Source organism: Ensifer adhaerens, assembly GCF_000697965.2.
Lineage (GTDB): Bacteria > Pseudomonadota > Alphaproteobacteria > Rhizobiales > Rhizobiaceae > Ensifer > Ensifer adhaerens.
This window is the reverse complement of record NZ_CP015882.1, coordinates 1,060,954-1,077,268: the sequence shown is the minus strand read 5'-3', so window position 1 is coordinate 1,077,268 and position 16,315 is coordinate 1,060,954. Positions and strand designations below refer to the sequence as shown.

Annotated in this window: 16 protein-coding genes; 5 read left to right on the top strand and 11 right to left on the bottom strand. The window is 63.2% G+C overall.

Annotated elements, in window-relative coordinates:
- Positions 1-2: 2 nt before the first annotated feature.
- The 5 genes from FA04_RS32490 to FA04_RS32470 form a co-directional block, all read right to left on the bottom strand.
- Positions 3-845, bottom strand: a complete 843-nt coding sequence (locus FA04_RS32490) for an enoyl-CoA hydratase family protein (protein WP_034796259.1) — start codon at positions 843-845, stop codon at positions 3-5.
- 2 nt (positions 846-847) lie between these two features.
- Positions 848-1,621 carry an SDR family NAD(P)-dependent oxidoreductase gene (locus FA04_RS32485; RefSeq protein ID WP_034796262.1) on the bottom strand — a complete coding sequence of 258 codons (774 nt, stop codon included), beginning with the start codon at positions 1,619-1,621 and terminating at the stop codon, positions 848-850.
- Entirely contained in the window at positions 1,618-3,939 is a 2,322-nt protein-coding gene (locus FA04_RS32480) for a bifunctional salicylyl-CoA 5-hydroxylase/oxidoreductase (protein WP_034796264.1), read from the bottom strand. Before FA04_RS32480 ends, FA04_RS32485 begins: the two co-directional genes overlap by 4 nt.
- Before the next feature lie 231 nt (positions 3,940-4,170).
- Positions 4,171-4,695, bottom strand: a complete 525-nt coding sequence (locus FA04_RS32475) for a MarR family winged helix-turn-helix transcriptional regulator (RefSeq protein WP_226020898.1) — start codon at positions 4,693-4,695, stop codon at positions 4,171-4,173.
- Positions 4,696-4,795: 100 nt separating this feature from the next.
- Positions 4,796-5,569, bottom strand: a complete 774-nt coding sequence (locus FA04_RS32470) for a GntR family transcriptional regulator (protein WP_051659342.1) — start codon at positions 5,567-5,569, stop codon at positions 4,796-4,798.
- A gap of 161 nt (positions 5,570-5,730) precedes the next feature.
- Here FA04_RS32470 and FA04_RS32465 point away from each other — a divergent pair, with 161 nt between their 5' ends.
- From FA04_RS32465 to FA04_RS32445, 5 genes are all read left to right on the top strand, one after another.
- A complete protein-coding gene (locus FA04_RS32465) occupies positions 5,731-6,720 on the top strand; it encodes an ABC transporter substrate-binding protein (RefSeq protein WP_034796266.1) in 990 nt (329 codons plus the stop codon).
- Positions 6,721-6,786: 66 nt separating this feature from the next.
- Positions 6,787-7,566, top strand: a complete 780-nt coding sequence (locus FA04_RS32460) for an ABC transporter ATP-binding protein (RefSeq protein WP_034796269.1) — start codon at positions 6,787-6,789, stop codon at positions 7,564-7,566.
- A 5-nt stretch (positions 7,567-7,571) separates the two neighbouring features.
- Positions 7,572-8,495, top strand: coding sequence for an ABC transporter permease (locus FA04_RS32455; protein WP_034796270.1), 924 nt, complete (start codon positions 7,572-7,574; stop codon positions 8,493-8,495).
- Positions 8,496-8,510: 15 nt separating this feature from the next.
- Positions 8,511-9,758 carry a kynureninase gene (kynU, locus tag FA04_RS32450; protein ID WP_034796348.1) on the top strand — a complete coding sequence of 416 codons (1,248 nt, stop codon included), beginning with the start codon at positions 8,511-8,513 and terminating at the stop codon, positions 9,756-9,758.
- Positions 9,759-9,899: 141 nt separating this feature from the next.
- Entirely contained in the window at positions 9,900-10,868 is a 969-nt protein-coding gene (locus FA04_RS32445) for a threonine ammonia-lyase (RefSeq protein ID WP_034796273.1), read from the top strand.
- A gap of 8 nt (positions 10,869-10,876) precedes the next feature.
- Here the strand turns inward: FA04_RS32445 and FA04_RS32440 are convergent, their stop codons facing one another.
- From FA04_RS32440 to kynA, 6 genes are all read right to left on the bottom strand, one after another.
- Positions 10,877-11,563 carry an ABC transporter ATP-binding protein gene (locus FA04_RS32440; RefSeq protein WP_034796276.1) on the bottom strand — a complete coding sequence of 229 codons (687 nt, stop codon included), beginning with the start codon at positions 11,561-11,563 and terminating at the stop codon, positions 10,877-10,879.
- Complete coding sequence (locus tag FA04_RS32435) at positions 11,560-12,309, bottom strand: ABC transporter ATP-binding protein (protein WP_034796279.1); 750 nt, start codon at positions 12,307-12,309, stop codon at positions 11,560-11,562. The genes FA04_RS32440 and FA04_RS32435 overlap by 4 nt, the downstream gene beginning before the upstream one ends.
- Positions 12,302-13,273 carry a branched-chain amino acid ABC transporter permease gene (locus tag FA04_RS32430; protein ID WP_034796282.1) on the bottom strand — a complete coding sequence of 324 codons (972 nt, stop codon included), beginning with the start codon at positions 13,271-13,273 and terminating at the stop codon, positions 12,302-12,304. The genes FA04_RS32435 and FA04_RS32430 overlap by 8 nt, the downstream gene beginning before the upstream one ends.
- Before the next feature lie 7 nt (positions 13,274-13,280).
- On the bottom strand, positions 13,281-14,201 hold the full coding sequence (locus FA04_RS32425; RefSeq protein WP_034796285.1) for a branched-chain amino acid ABC transporter permease: 921 nt from the start codon (positions 14,199-14,201) through the stop codon (positions 13,281-13,283).
- Positions 14,202-14,296: 95 nt separating this feature from the next.
- On the bottom strand, positions 14,297-15,436 hold the full coding sequence (locus FA04_RS32420; RefSeq protein WP_034796288.1) for an ABC transporter substrate-binding protein: 1,140 nt from the start codon (positions 15,434-15,436) through the stop codon (positions 14,297-14,299).
- A gap of 42 nt (positions 15,437-15,478) precedes the next feature.
- Entirely contained in the window at positions 15,479-16,315 is an 837-nt protein-coding gene (gene kynA, locus FA04_RS32415) for a tryptophan 2,3-dioxygenase (protein WP_034796290.1), read from the bottom strand.

The window sequence follows — 16,315 nt, the reverse complement described above, 5'->3', positions numbered from 1 at the left end:
GCTCAGTTCCCCTTGAATTCAGGCTTCGCCTTGGCGGCAAAGGCCTCGAAGGCGCGGCGGAAGTCGCCGGTCGCCATGCAGATCGCTTGCGCCTGGGCTTCCGATTCGATCAGTTGGTCGATACCCATCGCCCATTCCTGGTCGAGCATCTTCTTGGTCATCGCATGGGCAAACCAGGGGCCGTCGGCGATACTGCGTGCAAATTTCTGGGCTTCGGCAAGCAGCGACGGACGCTCATGCAGAGCATTGTAGAAGCCCCAGGCGTGGCCTTCCGACGCGGTCATGACGCGGCCGGTGAAGAGCAGGTCGGCGGCGCGGCCCTGGCCGATGATGCGGGGAAGAATGCCGCAGGCGCCCATGTCGGCGCCGGCCAGCCCGACGCGGGTAAAGAGAAAGGCCGTCTTCGCCTCGAGCGTTGCCACACGGAAGTCCGAGGCCATGGCCAAAATGGCACCGGCGCCGGCGCAGATGCCGTCGACGGCTGCTATGACCGGCTGCGGGCAGGCGCGGATCTGGCGGACCAGTTCGCCGGTCATGCGGGTAAAATCCAGCAGATCGGGCATCGCCATACGCGTCAGCGGCTCGATGATCTCGAACACGTCGCCACCGGATGAAAAGTTGTCACCGGCGCCGGCCAGCACGACCGCGCGCACGTCGCTGGCGCGGGCAAGCGAGCGGAAAAGATCGCAAAGTTCCTCGTAGCTTTCGAAGGTCAGCGGGTTCTTCTTTTCCGGACGGTTGAGGGTGATCGTGGCGACGCGTCCGTCAGCATCCGTTTCGAACAGGAAGTGCTTGGCCTTGTGGTCTTTGAAGGCGCGCTTCTTGGCCTGCATCGGGTTTGTCATCTCTATCCTCCAAGAACTTCGCCGCCGGCGACAGCGATCGCCTGACCAGTGATTGCCGTCGCCTTTTCCGAGACGAGCCACGAGACCGTGTGGGCGACTTCTTCCGGCGTCACCAGGCGTCCCTGCGGGTTGGAGCGAGCAAGGCTGGCGCGCGCTTCCTCGCGCGAACGGCCGGTCTTTTCGCTGATCGTATCGAGCGCGCCGTCGATCAGCGGCGTGTCGGTGAAGCCGGGGCAGACGGCATTGACGGTGACGTCGGTGCGCGCAAGCTCAAGCGCCAGTGCCCTCGTCAAGCCGATGACGCCGTGCTTCGACGCGCAATAGGCCGAAACATAAGCATAGCCGGTCAGGCCCGCGGTGCTCGCAACGTTGACGATCCGGCCGTTGCCGGCCCGCCGCACGGAGGCAAGCGCTGCCTGCGTCACCAGATAGACGCCGGTGAGGTTGATGGAAAGCACCCGCTGCCAAAGCGCGAAGTCGGTCTTTTCGAACGGCGCCGAGGGCGCTTCGCCGGCGCAGTTGACGAGAACGGCAATCTCTCCGGCTTCAGCGATCGCAGCCGTGATACCTTGCTCGACGGCCTGCGGGTTGGTCACATCGAAGCCGTCACGGACAAAGGCCTGTCCGCCGGCAGCAAGGATGTCGCCCCGTACCGCTTCAAGCGGTGCTGCGCGCCGACCGGCGAGGCTGACGATGTGGCCGTCGGCGGCGAGCCTAAGGGCAATCGCCTTGCCGATACCGCTGCCGGCGCCTGTGACGAGGGCGTGCCTTGTCATGGCTTGCCTGCCGTCGTTGCGGCGCGCGCGAGGTTGTTCACGTACTGGGCCCGAGCCGAATGGTACTGTTTCGGCCAGGGCTCGCCGTCATAGCCAATCTTTGCCGCCTCGTGCATCACGAAGGACGGATCGGCCAGATGCGGGCGGGCAATCGCGCAGAGATCGGCTCGACCGGCTGCGATGATCGAATTGGCGTGGTCGGCCTCGGAAATCGCCCCGACCGCAATGGTCGGAACCTGGATCTCGTTGCGGATCTTATCGGAAAATGGCGTCTGGAACAGGCGACCATAGACCGGTTTTTCTTCTTTCACCACCTGGCCGGACGAGCAGTCGATCATGTCGGCGCCCGCCTCCTTGAACAGGCGGGCGAAAATTGCCGCGTCCTCGGGCGTGTTGCCGCCCTCGTGCCAGTCATGGGTCGAGAGGCGAACCGACATCGGCCGGTCCTCGGGCCAGACTTTACGCACTGCGTGGAACACTTCGAGCGGGAAGCGGGCGCGGGCGGCGTGATCGCCGCCATAGTCGTCGGTGCGCAGATTGGTAAGCGGCGACAGGAAGCTCGACAGCAGGTAGCCGTGCGCGACGTGCAGTTCGAGGATATCGAAACCGAGGTCACGGGCCCGTTCGGTGGCCCGCACGAAATCGGTGACGACCCGGTCCATATCCTCCCGCGTCATTTCGCGCGGCATGTCCGAATGCTTGAGGTAGGGCAGGGCGGACGCGGAAATGAGTGGCCAGCCGCCTTCGGCCAAGGGCTGATCGATCCCCTCCCAGGCGACCTTTGTCGCGCCCTTGCGGCCGGCATGGCCGAGCTGGATGCCGATCTTGGCGGGGGTCTGCTGGTGTACGAAGTCGACGATGCGCTTGAAGGCCTGGGCCTGCTCGTCGCGCCAGAGCCCCAGACATCCGGGCGTGATGCGGGCATCGGCCGACACACAGGTCATTTCCGGGAAGACGAGCGCCGCACCGCCCATGGCGCGCGCGCCGAGATGAACGAGATGAAAATCGTTCGGCACGCCGTCGGCTGCCGAATACATCGCCATCGGCGAAACCACGATGCGGTTCTTCAGCGTCAGGCCGCGGAGCTTGAACGGCGTAAACATCGGCGGCGGAACCGCCCCGTTCGCCGCCGGCGCCACACCGGCGCGTTCGGCAAACCAGCGCTCGAAGCCTTCGAGCCAGTCCTTGTCGCGCAGGCGAAGGTTCTCGTGGCTGATGCGCTGCGAGCGGGTCAGCATCGAATACATGAACTGTTCGGGCTCCAGCGTGTCGGCATAGCGCGTGCCGACCACTTCGAACCATTCCATCGCATTGCGGGCCGCATTCTGGATGCGGGCGACATCGACGCGGCGCACCTCTTCGTAAGCCGACAGCACGGCGGGAATGGTTGCCTTGTCGTGGCCCAGAATATCGAACTGGCGGGTGAGTTCGATCGCGTCATCGATCGCAAGCTTGGTGCCCGAGCCGATGGCGAAATGGGCCGTGTGGGCACTGTCGCCCATCAACACGACATGGCTCTGGCCGTTGAAATGGCTCCACTTTTCGCAGATCAGCCGGCCGAAGTTCAGCCAGGCGGAGCCGCGCAAGTGCCGCGCATTGGTCATCAGCTTGTGGCCGTCGAGCGTGCCTTCAAAGAGCTTTTCGCAGAACGCGATCGACTGGTCCTGGTCCATCTGGTCGAGGCCATGGGCGCGGAAGACGTCGTCGGTGGTCTCAACGATGAAGGTCGAGGTGTTCTCGTCGAAGCGGTAGATATGCGCCTGGAACCAGCCATGCTCGGTGCGCTGGAAGTCGAAGGTGAAGGCGTCGAACTTCTTGTCCGTGCCGAGCCAGACATAGCGGTTCGGCCGGATCACCATGTCCGGCTTGAAGATGTCGGCGTATTTGTTGCGGATCCTTGAGTTGACGCCGTCGGAGGCGATGATCAGATCGGCGTCGGCGAACTGCTCGTCGCTTTCCACGTCCTGCTCGAACAGCAGTTCGACGCCGAGTTCGAGGCAGCGTTCCTGGAGGATGTTGAGCATCTTCTTGCGGCCGATGCCAACGAAGCCGTGGCCGGTCGTGCGGATCTTGCGGCCCTTGAAGACCAGCTCGATGTCGTCCCAATGGTTGAAGGAAACCTCGATCGCCTCGGCGGTCTCCGGGTCCCATTGCCGCATCGACTGCATGGTCGCGTCCGAAAAGACGACGCCCCAGCCGAATGTGTCAAAGGGGCGGTTCCGTTCGACGACGGTGACGTGATGCTCCGGATGCTGCCGCTTCATCAGCAGCGCAAAATAAAGGCCGGCAGGCCCGCCACCGATACAGACGATCCGCATGTCGTTCTCCTCCCGAGTTCCGGCTGCGCGTCACCGTCGAGCTGGCACAAGTGGCCATGCTGGACTGTTGCAAGCAGGGTGGACTCGTTCAGGAGAAATTTCAAGCTTAAAATTGTTTTGGGCAGATGGGAAGCCGACGCCGGGCGCTCGCAGCGCCGCCGAGCGGCGTCGCATCGCTTCGGGGCCGGTGCGGCAGAAAGTAAGGCAGTTGTAGGCAGAAGCGCCGTGAACTCAGGAATTTCGCGCGAGCGAGGCGATGATCGACCGCTTGAGTGTGGCAAGCTCATCCATCAGCACGCCGCCTTCCTTGGCCGGAAGGCCGGCAAACAGATCCGAGATCCAGTCGGCATGGCTTGCTGCCATCTTCTCGAATTCGGCGCGGCCGAAGGGGGTAAGCGCGATGATCTGGACACGCCGGTCGGTCGGAAGCGTCGTGCGGCTGATGTGGCCGCTCTCGGTCAGCCGTTCCACCAGCACCGTGATGTTGCCGGGGGAGACCATCATGCGCTTGGAGACTTCGCCAAGCACCATGCCGTCAGGCGCACGCTCGAGCTGGGCCATCAGGTCGAAACGCGGCAAGGTCGAATCGAATTCTTCCCGCAACCGCCGACGGATTTCGCTTTCGACAAGTGTCGAACAGGTCAAGAGACGCAGCCATAGCCTGAGCTCTGCACGGTGATCGCCCGGAGCCTCGAGCGCCTTGGTCTCGCCATCGACCCATTCCGGCGAGGTGTCGAACTTGTCTTCACCCATCATTCCCAACGTCCGCTTCCAACCCTTGGCCGCAAATCAGCGGCTCTTTCGTTTTTCTGCTTTTAGAGAGGTAAGCAGGTCTTGGACAGGTTGTCACGGGCCGTCATTTGGACGCAAGCCCAGGTACCGACTGGGCGAGCAGCGGCGACGCGCGACCGCCATCCTCGGACTGGACATAGACGTTGACGGTAAAGCCGATGTGCTCGGCCATCAGGATGCGGGCACGCTCGATATCGCGATCGAGTGCTGCCTCCATCAGCTCGGTATGGTGCTCGATCGCCATCGCGTCCTCAAGCGCCGAAACGGCCTCCTCGTAGCCTGCGCTCATACCGGCGGCGGCCCTAATCGTCGGCGCCAGACTTAGGAAGCGGTGGTGACGGCGAAGCTGGTCGGAGATCGTCGCCTGAAAGCGCGTGAGCCAGCGCGACCTCGCAGCACTGATCAAGGCCGTATGAAACCCGGCATGCTTCTCGTCCCACTCGTCGACTTCGCTCTCGGAGAAACGCTCGACGGAAACCTTGCAGCGCGACAGCCGGTAGTGTGCCGTGACGACGGCGGATTCCCAGGCGCTGTCGCCGTTCTCGATCGACTCGATGAGCAGCGGCATTTCGACGGCAAGGCGGGCGCGGGTGAGGTCGTCGAGTTCCTCGCGTGACACCGGAGCAACAGCAAAGCCGCGATTACTGATGGCGGTCACCAGCCCTTCCGCCTCCAGCCGCGACAGAGCCTCGCGTAGCGGCGTCCAGCCGATCCCGTAGCTTTCGCGCAGCGTGCTCAGCTTCATCGGCGCGCCCGGCTTCAGCCGCGTCGAAAGAATGTCGCGGCGCAGCAACCGGTATGCCGATTCCGTTTTGGTCGACTGTTCGTGGTCTTGCATCAGGTTCCCTTAGCGCCCACACCGGGTCGATACAAATATATATAGTTCTGCGCCTCATGTGAAAATATATATATTAATTTGACAAGAGGCCGGAGCGGTTCCATGATCCGCGCAAGCCGCCGAGGAGGGCGGTAACGCTCGTCAAATTCTGGGAGGGATGTATGAGCAGGCTTAAGAGCACGTGGCTTTCGGGATTGGTTGTCGCCGGTGCAATGGCATGGGGACTGGGAGCAGCGGCCGCTGATCCGATCCGCATCGGCATCGCCAATTTTGGCGAGCATCCGCAATTGAACGCATCGATCGCCGGCTTCAAGAAGGCGCTGGCCGAAAACGGCTTCGTCGAAGGCAAGGACGTCGTCTACACGGAGAGCCACACCAATTTCGACGCCTCGCTGGTGCCGCAGATGATCGCCAAGCTGCAGGCCGAACAGCCGAAACTGGTCTACACGATCACCACGCCCGTCTCGCAGATCGCCAAGAAGGCGCTCGCCGGCTCCGGCATTCCGGTCGTCTTCTCCGCCGTTACCGATCCGGTGGCCGCCAAGCTCGTTCCGTCTTGGGAGGCCGGTGACGACGGCATGACCGGTGCGACCGACCTTCAGGACGTGGCCGCCGTCATGGCCTTCACCCACAAGCTGCTGCCGAACGCGAAGCGCTTTGGCGTGCCCTATAATCCGGGTGAGGCGAACGACCAGGCCCTGCTCGACAAGATCAAGGAAGCAGCGCCTGACGCAGGCTTCGAGGTCGTGGAGGTCGGCGTCGACAATGTCAACGACATCCAGCAGCGCATCGCCTCCTTCGCCGGCAAGGCCGACGTGATCTATACGCCCGCATCGAACCTGTTGCAGCCGGCGATCGGTGCTGTGTCGGCAGCCGCGCGCCAGGCGCAGATCCCGATCGTAAACTCCGACGACGGTGCAGTGCGTGACGGCGTCGTACCGGCAAGCTTTGCGGTCAACTATGAGCAGGTCGGCGTCAATGCCGGCAAGATCGCTGCTCAGATCCTCAAAGGTGCAGACCCGAAGACGATCGCGCCGTCGCGCCCGGCCTATGAGGATCACGCGCCGCTGATCTCGAAGAAGGCTGCCGCTGCCTTCGGCATCGAAGTGCCGGCAGCGCTCGCGACCGAATGCAACTGCGTGGTCGATTGATCTCCGTCTTGTCTCTTCAGTGACGGCGCCCCGAGCGCCGTCATCTCATAAGTTAAGGGGGAGCCAATGCTGGAAATCAGATCGGCCCGCAAAGTTTTCTACAAGGGGCAGGCGGACGAAAAAGTCGCGCTCGACGGCCTCAATCTCAGCCTTGCCACGGGCGAATTTGGCGTCGTCATCGGTTCCAACGGCGCCGGCAAGAGCAGCATGCTCAACGCCATTTCGGGTGCATTGGTGCTCGATAGCGGCCAGATCGTCATCAATGGCGACGACGTGACCGCAACGCCCGTACACAAGCGCGCGATGCGGCTTGCCCGCGTGTTCCAGGACCCGATGCGCGGCACCGCTGCCTCTATGACGGTGGCCGAAAACATGCTGCTTGCCGAATTGCGCAGCAACAAACGCACCCTGCGGCGCGGCCTGAACGCGACGCGGCTCGCCACCTACAGGGAACGCCTGTCGCTGCTCGGGCTCGGCCTTGAAAACCGCCTCGACACACGGGTGGAGCTGCTTTCCGGCGGCCAGCGGCAATCGCTGTCCTTGATCATGGCGGTCGGCGGCGAGCCGGAACTGCTGCTGCTCGACGAACACACCGCAGCGCTTGATCCGCGCACCGCCGATATCGTCATGCAGGCGACGATCCGCGCGGTCGAAGCCCTGAAGCTGACAACGCTGATGGTGACGCACAACATGCAGCACGCGGTGGATTTCGGTCACAAGGTCATCATGCTCGACGCCGGGCGCGTCCGTCTCGAAATCGACGGCAAGGAAAAGGCGCAGACGACCGTGCCGGATCTGATCGGCCACTTCTCCGTCAAAACCGACCGCATGTTCCTGGCGAGCTGACGATCATGGATATTCTTCAAAATACCTTCGCGAGCTTCGTCTCGCTCGTTCCCGTCACGCTCGCGCAGAGCCTGATCCTCGCCTTCGTCGTGCTCGGGATCATGATCCCGTTCCGCATGTTGAGCTTCCCGGATCTGACCAGCGAGGGTGCGTTTCCGCTCGGCGGCTGCGTCTGCGGCGTGCTGATGGCGGCGGGCATGTCGCCGCTCGCCGCGATCGCCATCGCACTTCTCGCCGGATTCGTTGCCGGCTGCTGCACGGCCTTCATCCATCTGCGGTTCCGGATCCACACGCTGCTCGCCGGCATCCTGATGATGACGATGCTTTATTCGATCAACCTCCGGATCATGGGGCGCTCGAACCTCTCGGTCTTCGGTGCGCCAACGGTGTTCGACTGGGCGCCGGGGCTGCAGCCGGGCTTCCCCGCAAGCAAGATCGTCGTCGCGGGCCTGATCGCACTCATCGTCTTCGTCCTGCTCTACCACTTCTTCCGCACGGAAAAAGGCACGGCCGTTCGCGCCGTCGGCGCCAATCCCGATATGGCTGAAGCTCAAGGGATCAATGTCTGGATGGCGACGATCGGTGGCGTCGGGCTTGCGGGTGCGTTTTCGGCGGCAGGCGGCGCGCTGATGGTGCAGTCACAGGGCTTTGCTGACGTCAACATGGGCCTCGGCATCCTGATCAACGGCCTTGCGGCGCTGATGATCGGCGAGGCGATCGTTGGCAAGCAGAGCGTGGCGCGCCAGCTCGCTGCGCCGTTCGTAGGTGCGATCGTCTACTACCAGCTCGTCTCCTTCTGCCTGGCCGCCGGCATGCCACCGCCGGACCTGAAACTTGCGACCGGCCTCTTCGTTCTGGCCATGCTGGCTCTTCCGAGCCTCAAGCGAAGCCGCGGCCCTGCGCCCGCCCGCGAAACCGTTCGCGAATAAATGAGGACCACCTTCATGAATGCAGTTCCTGATCTTGCCGCGATAAAGGCCATGGATGTGGCCGATGTGCTCAGCCCGATGCGCGAGCGTTTCATCCTGCCGCCGGGTCTCATCTATCTCGACGGCAACTCGCTCGGCGTTGCCTCGACCGCCGCCTTCGACGAGCTTCGCAAGGCCGCCACCGAGGAATGGGGGCAGGACCTCATCCGCAGCTGGAATACGGCCGGCTGGTTCGAGATGCCGCTGACGCTCGGCGACCGGGTCGGGCGGCTGATCGGGGCGGCCGCCGGCCAGACCGTCGTCTGCGACACCACGTCGATCAACATCTACAAGGCCCTCCATGCGGCCATGGCCTTGCGGCGCGATCGGTCGGTGATCGTCAGCGAAGGCGGCAGTTTTCCGACCGATCTCTACATGGCCGAAGGCGTGGTCTCGACGCGTCCGGGCGCCTCGCTCAGGCTCGAAGGGGTCGATGCGCCCGAGATCGAGGATCTGATCGATGGCAGCGTCGCCGTCGTTCTGGTCAACCACGTCAACTACAAGTCCGGCGAGCTGCGCGATATGGCGGCCCTGACCCGCAAGGCGCACGAACATGGCGCACTGGTCATCTGGGACCTCTGCCATACGGCCGGCGCGTTGCCAGTCGATCTTGACGGCGCCAATGTCGATTTCGCGGTCGGCTGCACCTACAAGTACCTGAACGGTGGCCCCGGAGCCCCCGCCTTCATCTATGCAGCCACCCGTCACCACGGCGATATCCGCCAGCCGCTCACCGGCTGGTGGGGACACGCCCGTCCCTTCGCCTTCGAGAAGCACTATGCTGCCGGCGAGGGCATCCGCCGTTTCCTCTGCGGAACACAGCCGATCCTGTCGCTGCGGGCGCTAAAGGGCGCGCTCGACGTCTGGGACGAGGTCGACATGAAAGCGCTGCGCGAAAAGAGCATCCAGCTCACGGATCTCTTCATCGCGCTCGTTGAGGCGAAATGCGGTGCCCACGGTCTGGCGCTCGAAAGCCCGCGCGACGGAACCAAGCGCGGAAGCCAGGTATCGTTCAAACACCCGCACGCTTACGAAATCATGCAGGCGCTGATTGCCCGTGGCGTTATCGGTGATTTCCGCGCGCCGACGACGATGCGCTTCGGCTTCACGCCGCTCTATGTGAGCTACGCCGACGTCTGGCAGGCCGTCGAAATCCTGGAGGACATCCTCAAGACCGGTGCATGGCAGGATGCGCGCTTCGCGGTCCGTGCGGCCGTAACCTGATTGATGGCACCAAAGAGCAGCGGGCGGTATTTCGCCCGTTGCCTCTTGTTCAGACACATACCGAGGCTGCCGCCCCGCAGCGGATTCGTTCAGAGCCATTGTGCCTGGAGGCGAGAGGACGGCTAACGGGGGATTTAAGCAATGATCGCGCCACACCGCCCGACCCCGGAGGAAATCGCCGATGCCCGTAAACGCATCGCGCCGCATTTCGCGCGCACACCGCTCGTCAGGCTCGATCTTGGGTTTCCGGACCGTCAGATATTCCTGAAACTGGAGACGCTGTCGCCAATTGGCGCGTTCAAGCTCCGTCCCGCCTTGAACGCTGTGTTGTCGCGCGATCCGGCCGAACTCGAAAGCGGCGTCGCAGTCACCAGTTCCGGCAATATGGCCTATGGCATGGCCTGGGCGGCACGCCTCATCGGTGTGCCGATGGTTGCCTACATGTATCGCGGCGCACCCCAGACCAAGATCGACGGTGTGCGTGCGCTCGGCGGAGAAGTACGGTTCGTCAGTGCCGAGACCTGGTGGGACTACATCACTGGCGCCGATCATCCGGATGCGCTGGAACTGCTGATCAATCCGGTGACCGATCAGGCGGTGCTGGCCGGGAACGGCTCCATCGGTGTGGAGATCATCGAGGATCTGCCCGATGTCGACGTCGTGCTTACCCCGTATGGCGGTGGCAGCATGACCACCGGGGTGGCCAGCGCTATCAAGGCCGCTTCCGACCGCTGCCGTGTCTTTGCGGTTGAAGATGACAGCGCCGCCCCTGTTTCGGCGGCCCTGGTCGCTGGCCAAATCGTGACGATCGAAACCCGCCCCTCCTTTATCAAGAGCATCGGCGCGCCGTCGCTGGTGCCTCAGATCTGGCCGGTGGTCGGTGACCTGATCGATGGGGCGATTGCGGTCAGCCCGGGGCAGGTGACCGAAGCGATGCGGATTCTCTTCAAGAAGGCGAAGATCGTTGCCGAAGGCGCGGGTGCTGCCTCGCTTGCCGCCGCAATCGCGCGGCCGGATCTCAAGGGAAACATCGTCTGCGTGGTCTCGGGCGGAAACATCGACGCGGCTGCCTATTCCACAGTGCTCGGCGGTGGCATTCCCTCGGCCTGAGCGACCGATCAAACGCCGAGATAGCGATCCTGGAGTTCTGGCGTCAGCGCAAGCGGCGCTCCCTCGAACACGGTCGCGCCCTTTTCCAAGACGAAGCAGCGGTCGGCAACGGGCAGGAGTTCCGAAAGCGTCTTGTCGACGACGAGGATCGACTGCCCTGCCGCCTTCAGAGTGCGGATCGCCGACCAGATATCCTGGCGAATGACCGGCGCCAGCCCTTCCGTTGCCTCGTCGAGAATGAGCAGGCTGGGATTGGTCATCAAGGCCCGGCCGATCGCAAGCATCTGCTGCTCCCCGCCCGAAAGCGTGTTGGCATACTGATCGCGCCGCTCGCCGAGGCGAGGGAAGAGCGCGGTCACTTTCTCGAAGGTCCATTCGTTTCCGCGAGCCGTGGCGACGAGGTTCTCCATGACGGTGAGATTGGGAAAGCAGCGCCGTCCTTCAGGAACGAGACCGAGGCCGAGCCTTGCAATCCGGTGCGGGCGCAGGCCGGAGATGGTCTTGCCGGCAAAGGAGATGGCGCCTGAACGCGGGCGCACGAGCCCGAGGATCGAGTTGATCGTCGTCGTCTTGCCCATGCCGTTGCGGCCCATGAGCGCGACGACCTCGCCCTCGCGCACATCTAGGGTGACGCCGAAGAGCGCTTGGGATGCGCCGTAGAAGGTTTCGAGACCTTTGAGTTCGAGCAGGCTCACGCGGCTTCTCCCAGATAGGCCCGGCGCACATCCGGATCGCTGCGGATTTCATCGACTGTGCCTGACGCGATGATGCGGCCGTAGACCAGCACGGAGATGCGATCCGCCAGCGCAAAGACCGCATCCATGTCGTGCTCCACCAAGAGCATTGGCGCTTCGTGACGCAGCCCATCAAGGAACGAAGTCAGCCGCTTGGAGCCCTCCGGTCCCATGCCGGCCATGGGCTCGTCGAACAGAAAGACTTTCGGCGACAGCGCCAGCGCGATGGCGATTTCGAGTTGCCGGCGTTCGCCGTGCGAGAGTTCGGCCGCCGGCACGTGGGCACGCGCAGCAAGATCGACGCGCTCCAGCATCGCCATCGCCGGTTCGGTCAGTTCCTTGTCGTTGCTGACCTGGCGAAAGAAGTGGAAGCTGCTGCCGTGGCGCGCCTGCACCGCCAGCATGACGTTGCGAAGAGCCGAGAATTCCTGCGCCAGCGAGGAGATCTGGAAGCTACGGGCAAGGCCGAGCCTTGCGCGGGCGGCCATATCGAGGCCGCCGATATCCTGGCCGAGAAAACGGATCGTGCCGCTGTCGGCCCTGAGCGATCCGGCGATCTGGTGGATCAGCGTGCTCTTGCCGGCGCCGTTCGGGCCGATCAGCGCATGGATCTGCCCCGGGTGAAGCTCGAGGCTGACGCCATCAGTCGCTTTAAGGGCGCCGAAGGATTTTCTGAGGTCGCGGATTTCGAGAACGGGCTCAGACATGGCGCGGCTTTCCGGAGAGGAGACCCAGCAGACCGCCGCGGGCAAACAGCACGATGCCGAGCAGGATGAGGCCGAGGAAGAACTGCCAGCGCTCGGTGATGCCGCCGAGCACATATTCGAAGAAGACGAAGATCATCGCGCCGGCAACCGGGCCGAACAGTCGGCCTTTGCCGCCGAGGATGATCAGCACGATCAGTTCACCCGACATGTGCCAGGAGAGCATAGAGGGACCGACGAAGCGATTGAGGTCGGCATAGAGCGCGCCGGCAAACCCGGTGATCATCGCCGAGACGGCGAAGGCGACGAGGCGGATGTTGAAAGGTGCGATGCCGACTGCGGCAAGGCGGGTACCGTTCTGTCTCGCCGCCTGCAGGGCGCTGCCGAAGCGTGAACCCTCGACCACGCGAAACAGAAGCAGCGCCGCCATCAGTGCCGCGTAGCAGATCAGGAAATAGGGCAGGGGCTTGGCCGTGTTGACGCCGGGAAAGGCGTTGCGCATCGACAGCGACAGGCCGTCCTCGCCGCCATAGGCCGGCCAGGAGATCGCGAAGTAGTAGATCATCTGCGCGAAGGCGAGCGTGATCATGATGAAATAGACGCCTGAGGTGCGCAGGCTGATCGCACCGATCGGCAACGCGATGAGCCCGGCGACTGCGACGGCGACGACCCAGATCAGCGGCATGGATGTCGTCGCCGGAATGCCGGCAAAGAGCGGCTCGGCATTGAAGGCGTGCGTGGCGAGGATGCCGGCGACATAACCGCCGAGGCCGAAAAAGGCCGCATGCCCGAAAGAGAGCAGCCCACCAAGCCCGAGCGCCATATTGAGGCCGACGGCGGCAAGCGCCAGCACGACGATGCGGGTTGCGAGCGTCACATAGAAGGGTTCGCCCAAGCTTGCAGCCAGTATCGGCGCACCGAGAAGCAGCAGGGCGAGCAGCAGGTTGATTGTGGTTTCGCGGGTCATCTTGGCCTCACGACTGTGCCGAAAACAGGCCACTCGGCCTGAAGGCGAGGATAAGGGCCATGACGACGTAGATCAGCATCGAGGCGAGCGCCGCCCCGATCGTGGTCGCCTGCGATGCGGGCATGGTGAGTGCCAGAAGCGATGGGAGCAGGAAACGGCCCATCGTGTCGACGACACCGACGATGACAGCGCCGACCAGTGCCCCCTTGATCGAGCCGATACCGCCAATGACGATGACGACGAAGGCGAGGATGAGGACCGGTTCGCCCATGCCGACCTGCACCGATTGCAATGCGCCCACCAACGCGCCGGCAAGCCCGGCAAGCGCTGCACCGAGTGCGAAGACGACCGTATAGAGCGTGCCGATGTCGACACCGAGCGCTCCGATCATCTCTCGATCGGACTCGCCCGCCCGGATGCGCATGCCGAGCCGGGTTCTGGAGATCAACAGATAGAGGCCGATCGCAACGGCAATGCCGACGCCGATGATCGCCAGGCGGTAGAGCTGGTACTGGCCGCCGCCCGGCAGCGGTACGGCACCCTGGAGCAAGGGCGGAATGTCGAGATAGAGCGGGAAGGAGCCGAAGAGCCAGCGGGCGCCTTCCGACAGGATCAGAATCAGCGCGAAGGTCGCAAGGACCTGATCGAGATGATCGCGGTCGTAGAGCCTGCGGATGACGGCAACCTCGATGATCGCGCCGACACCAGCTGCAGCTGCAAGGCTGGCGATGAGGCCGATCCAGAAGGAGCCGGTGGCGGCTGCGACCGTGGCGCAGGCAAACGCGCCGATCATATACAGTGAGCCGTGCGCCAGGTTGATGAGGCCCATGACCCCGAAAATCAGGGTCAGGCCGGCGGCCATCAGAAACAGCATCACACCGAGCTGGAGCCCGTTGAGCAGTTGTTCGATCAGAAGTGCGGTGAACAAGAGACCGGTCCAAGCTTGATGTCAGGAGGACATGGATCTTCGACCGGATGGCGGCATCAAGGCCGCGCACCCGGGCAAACGACAGGTGCAGGGCACTACATGCTGCACTTCTCGGCGTAGGCGTCCTTGTGGTCTTCGAAGGCGGTGGCGATAATCTTGTTGGTGAGCACGCCGTCGGCTTCCTTCACCACCTCGCGGACGTAGATGTTCTGGATCGGGTGGTTGTTGTTGTTGAAGACGAATTTGCCGCGCACCGACTGGAAGTCTGCTGCCTTAAGTGCCGCGCGGAAGGCGTCCTTGTCTTTGACGCTTGCCTTGGACAGCGCGGCGAGGATCAGGTTTGCGGTATCCCAGCTCTGCGCCGCGTAGATCGAGGGCAGGCGCTTGTACTCGGCCTTGAAGGCTTCGACGAACTTCTTGTTGGCCTCGTTGTCGAGGTCCTTCGACCAGGTCGCCGAGTTCTTGACGCCAAGCGCCGCGTCGCCGATCGCCGGCAGGACGTCCTGGCTAAAGGAGAAGCCCGGGCCCATGACGGGGATGTTCACGCCCGACTGGGCATATTGCTTCATGAAGGCGATGCCCATGCCGCCGGGCAGGAAGAAGTAGACGGTGTCGGCACCCGAGGCGCGGATCTGGGCGATTTCGGCGGCGTAGTCCGTCTGCCCGACCTGCGTGTAGATCTCGCCGGCAAGCGCGCCCTTGTAATAGCGCTTGAAGCCGGTCAGCGCGTCCTTGCCGGCCGGGTAGTTGGGGGCGAGGATGAAGGCGTTCTTGTAATCCTTGTTGGCGTATTGGCCCATCGCCTCATGGAAATTGTCGTTCTGGTAGGCGACGTTGAAATAGTTCGCATTGCAGTTCGCACCGGCAAGTGCCGAGGGACCGGCGTTCGGCGACAGATAGATCACGTCCTGCGCCACCGTGTTCGGCACGACGGCCATCGCAAGGTTCGACCAGATGATGCCCGTCATCAGGTCGACCTTGTCGCCCTGGATCATCTTCTCGGCGATCTGCACCGCAAGTTCCGGCTTCTGGGCATCGTCCTCGATCACCAGCTCGACGTCCTTGTTGCCCGACTGCTTGATCGCCAGCGTGAAGGCGTCGCGCATATCGATGCCGAGGCCGGCGCCGCCGCCCGACAGCGTGGTGATGACGCCGATCTTCACCGGCTCGGCATGGGCAAGGCTTGACGTTGCAAGTGAAAGGCCAAGAAGGCCTGGTGCCAGAATGCGGTTCATGCTGTTCTCCTCTTTGTTGGTTCCCTTTTGGGTTGTGTTCTATCAGAGACCCGTGCGCACGTGCCAGAGCTCGGGGAAAAGTTCCACTTCGAGCATCTTTTTCAGATAGGACGCGCCGGATGTGCCCCCGGTTCCGCGTTTCATGCCGATGATGCGCTCGACGGTCGTGACGTGGTTGAAGCGCCAGCGACGGAAGTAGTCCTCGAAATCGACCAGTTTCTCGGCGAGCTCGTAGAGCATCCAATAGCGCTCGGGATCGCGGTAGACGATCTGCCAGGCGGCGAAGACCTTTTCGCTTGCCGTGCGCGTCTCGCGCCAATCGCTCTTGTCCGCTTCCGCGCCGACATCGAAACCGTTGCGCGAAAGAAGCCGGATCGCCTCGTCGTAGAGCGACGGCGCTGCCAGGATCGCTTCCAGCTTTTCCATGATGTCGGGGCGGTGCGCATGCGGCCCGAGCATCGCGACATTGCGGTTGCCGGCGAGGAACTCGATCGCCCGGTACTGCCAGGACTGGAAGCCGGAGGATTGGCCGAGCGATTCACGGAACGTGGTGTATTCGCTGGGGGTCATCGTTCGCAGCACATCCCAGGCGCTGTTCAGCTGCTCGAAGATGCGGGCGACGCGCGTCAGCATCTTGAATGCGGGCTCCAGCCGGTCGTCGCGGATCGAGCGGACCGCCGCATTGATCTCGTGCAGCGCGAGCTTCATCCAGAGCTCGGACGTCTGATGCTGGATGATGAACAGCATCTCGTCATGGGCTTTGGAAAGCGGCTCCTGCGCATCCAGTACCTTTTCCAGCATCAGGTAGTCGCTATAGGACATGCGTCCCTCGAACGACATCTGGGCGCCTTCTTTCGAAGGGTCGTATGATTTGCTCAT

Coding starts and splice junctions, on each gene's coding strand:
- FA04_RS32490 (WP_034796259.1), bottom strand. CDS start 845: ATGACAAACCCGATGCAGGCCAAGAAGCGCGCCTTCAAAGACCACAAG.
- FA04_RS32485 (WP_034796262.1), bottom strand. CDS start 1,621: ATGACAAGGCACGCCCTCGTCACAGGCGCCGGCAGCGGTATCGGCAAG.
- FA04_RS32480 (WP_034796264.1), bottom strand. CDS start 3,939: ATGCGGATCGTCTGTATCGGTGGCGGGCCTGCCGGCCTTTATTTTGCG.
- FA04_RS32475 (WP_226020898.1), bottom strand. CDS start 4,695: ATGATGGGTGAAGACAAGTTCGACACCTCGCCGGAATGGGTCGATGGC.
- FA04_RS32470 (WP_051659342.1), bottom strand. CDS start 5,569: ATGCAAGACCACGAACAGTCGACCAAAACGGAATCGGCATACCGGTTG.
- FA04_RS32465 (WP_034796266.1), top strand. CDS start 5,731: ATGAGCAGGCTTAAGAGCACGTGGCTTTCGGGATTGGTTGTCGCCGGT.
- FA04_RS32460 (WP_034796269.1), top strand. CDS start 6,787: ATGCTGGAAATCAGATCGGCCCGCAAAGTTTTCTACAAGGGGCAGGCG.
- FA04_RS32455 (WP_034796270.1), top strand. CDS start 7,572: ATGGATATTCTTCAAAATACCTTCGCGAGCTTCGTCTCGCTCGTTCCC.
- kynU (WP_034796348.1), top strand. CDS start 8,511: ATGAATGCAGTTCCTGATCTTGCCGCGATAAAGGCCATGGATGTGGCC.
- FA04_RS32445 (WP_034796273.1), top strand. CDS start 9,900: ATGATCGCGCCACACCGCCCGACCCCGGAGGAAATCGCCGATGCCCGT.
- FA04_RS32435 (WP_034796279.1), bottom strand. CDS start 12,309: ATGTCTGAGCCCGTTCTCGAAATCCGCGACCTCAGAAAATCCTTCGGC.
- FA04_RS32430 (WP_034796282.1), bottom strand. CDS start 13,273: ATGACCCGCGAAACCACAATCAACCTGCTGCTCGCCCTGCTGCTTCTC.
- FA04_RS32420 (WP_034796288.1), bottom strand. CDS start 15,436: ATGAACCGCATTCTGGCACCAGGCCTTCTTGGCCTTTCACTTGCAACG.
- kynA (WP_034796290.1), bottom strand. CDS start 16,315: ATGAGCAAATCATACGACCCTTCGAAAGAAGGCGCCCAGATGTCGTTC.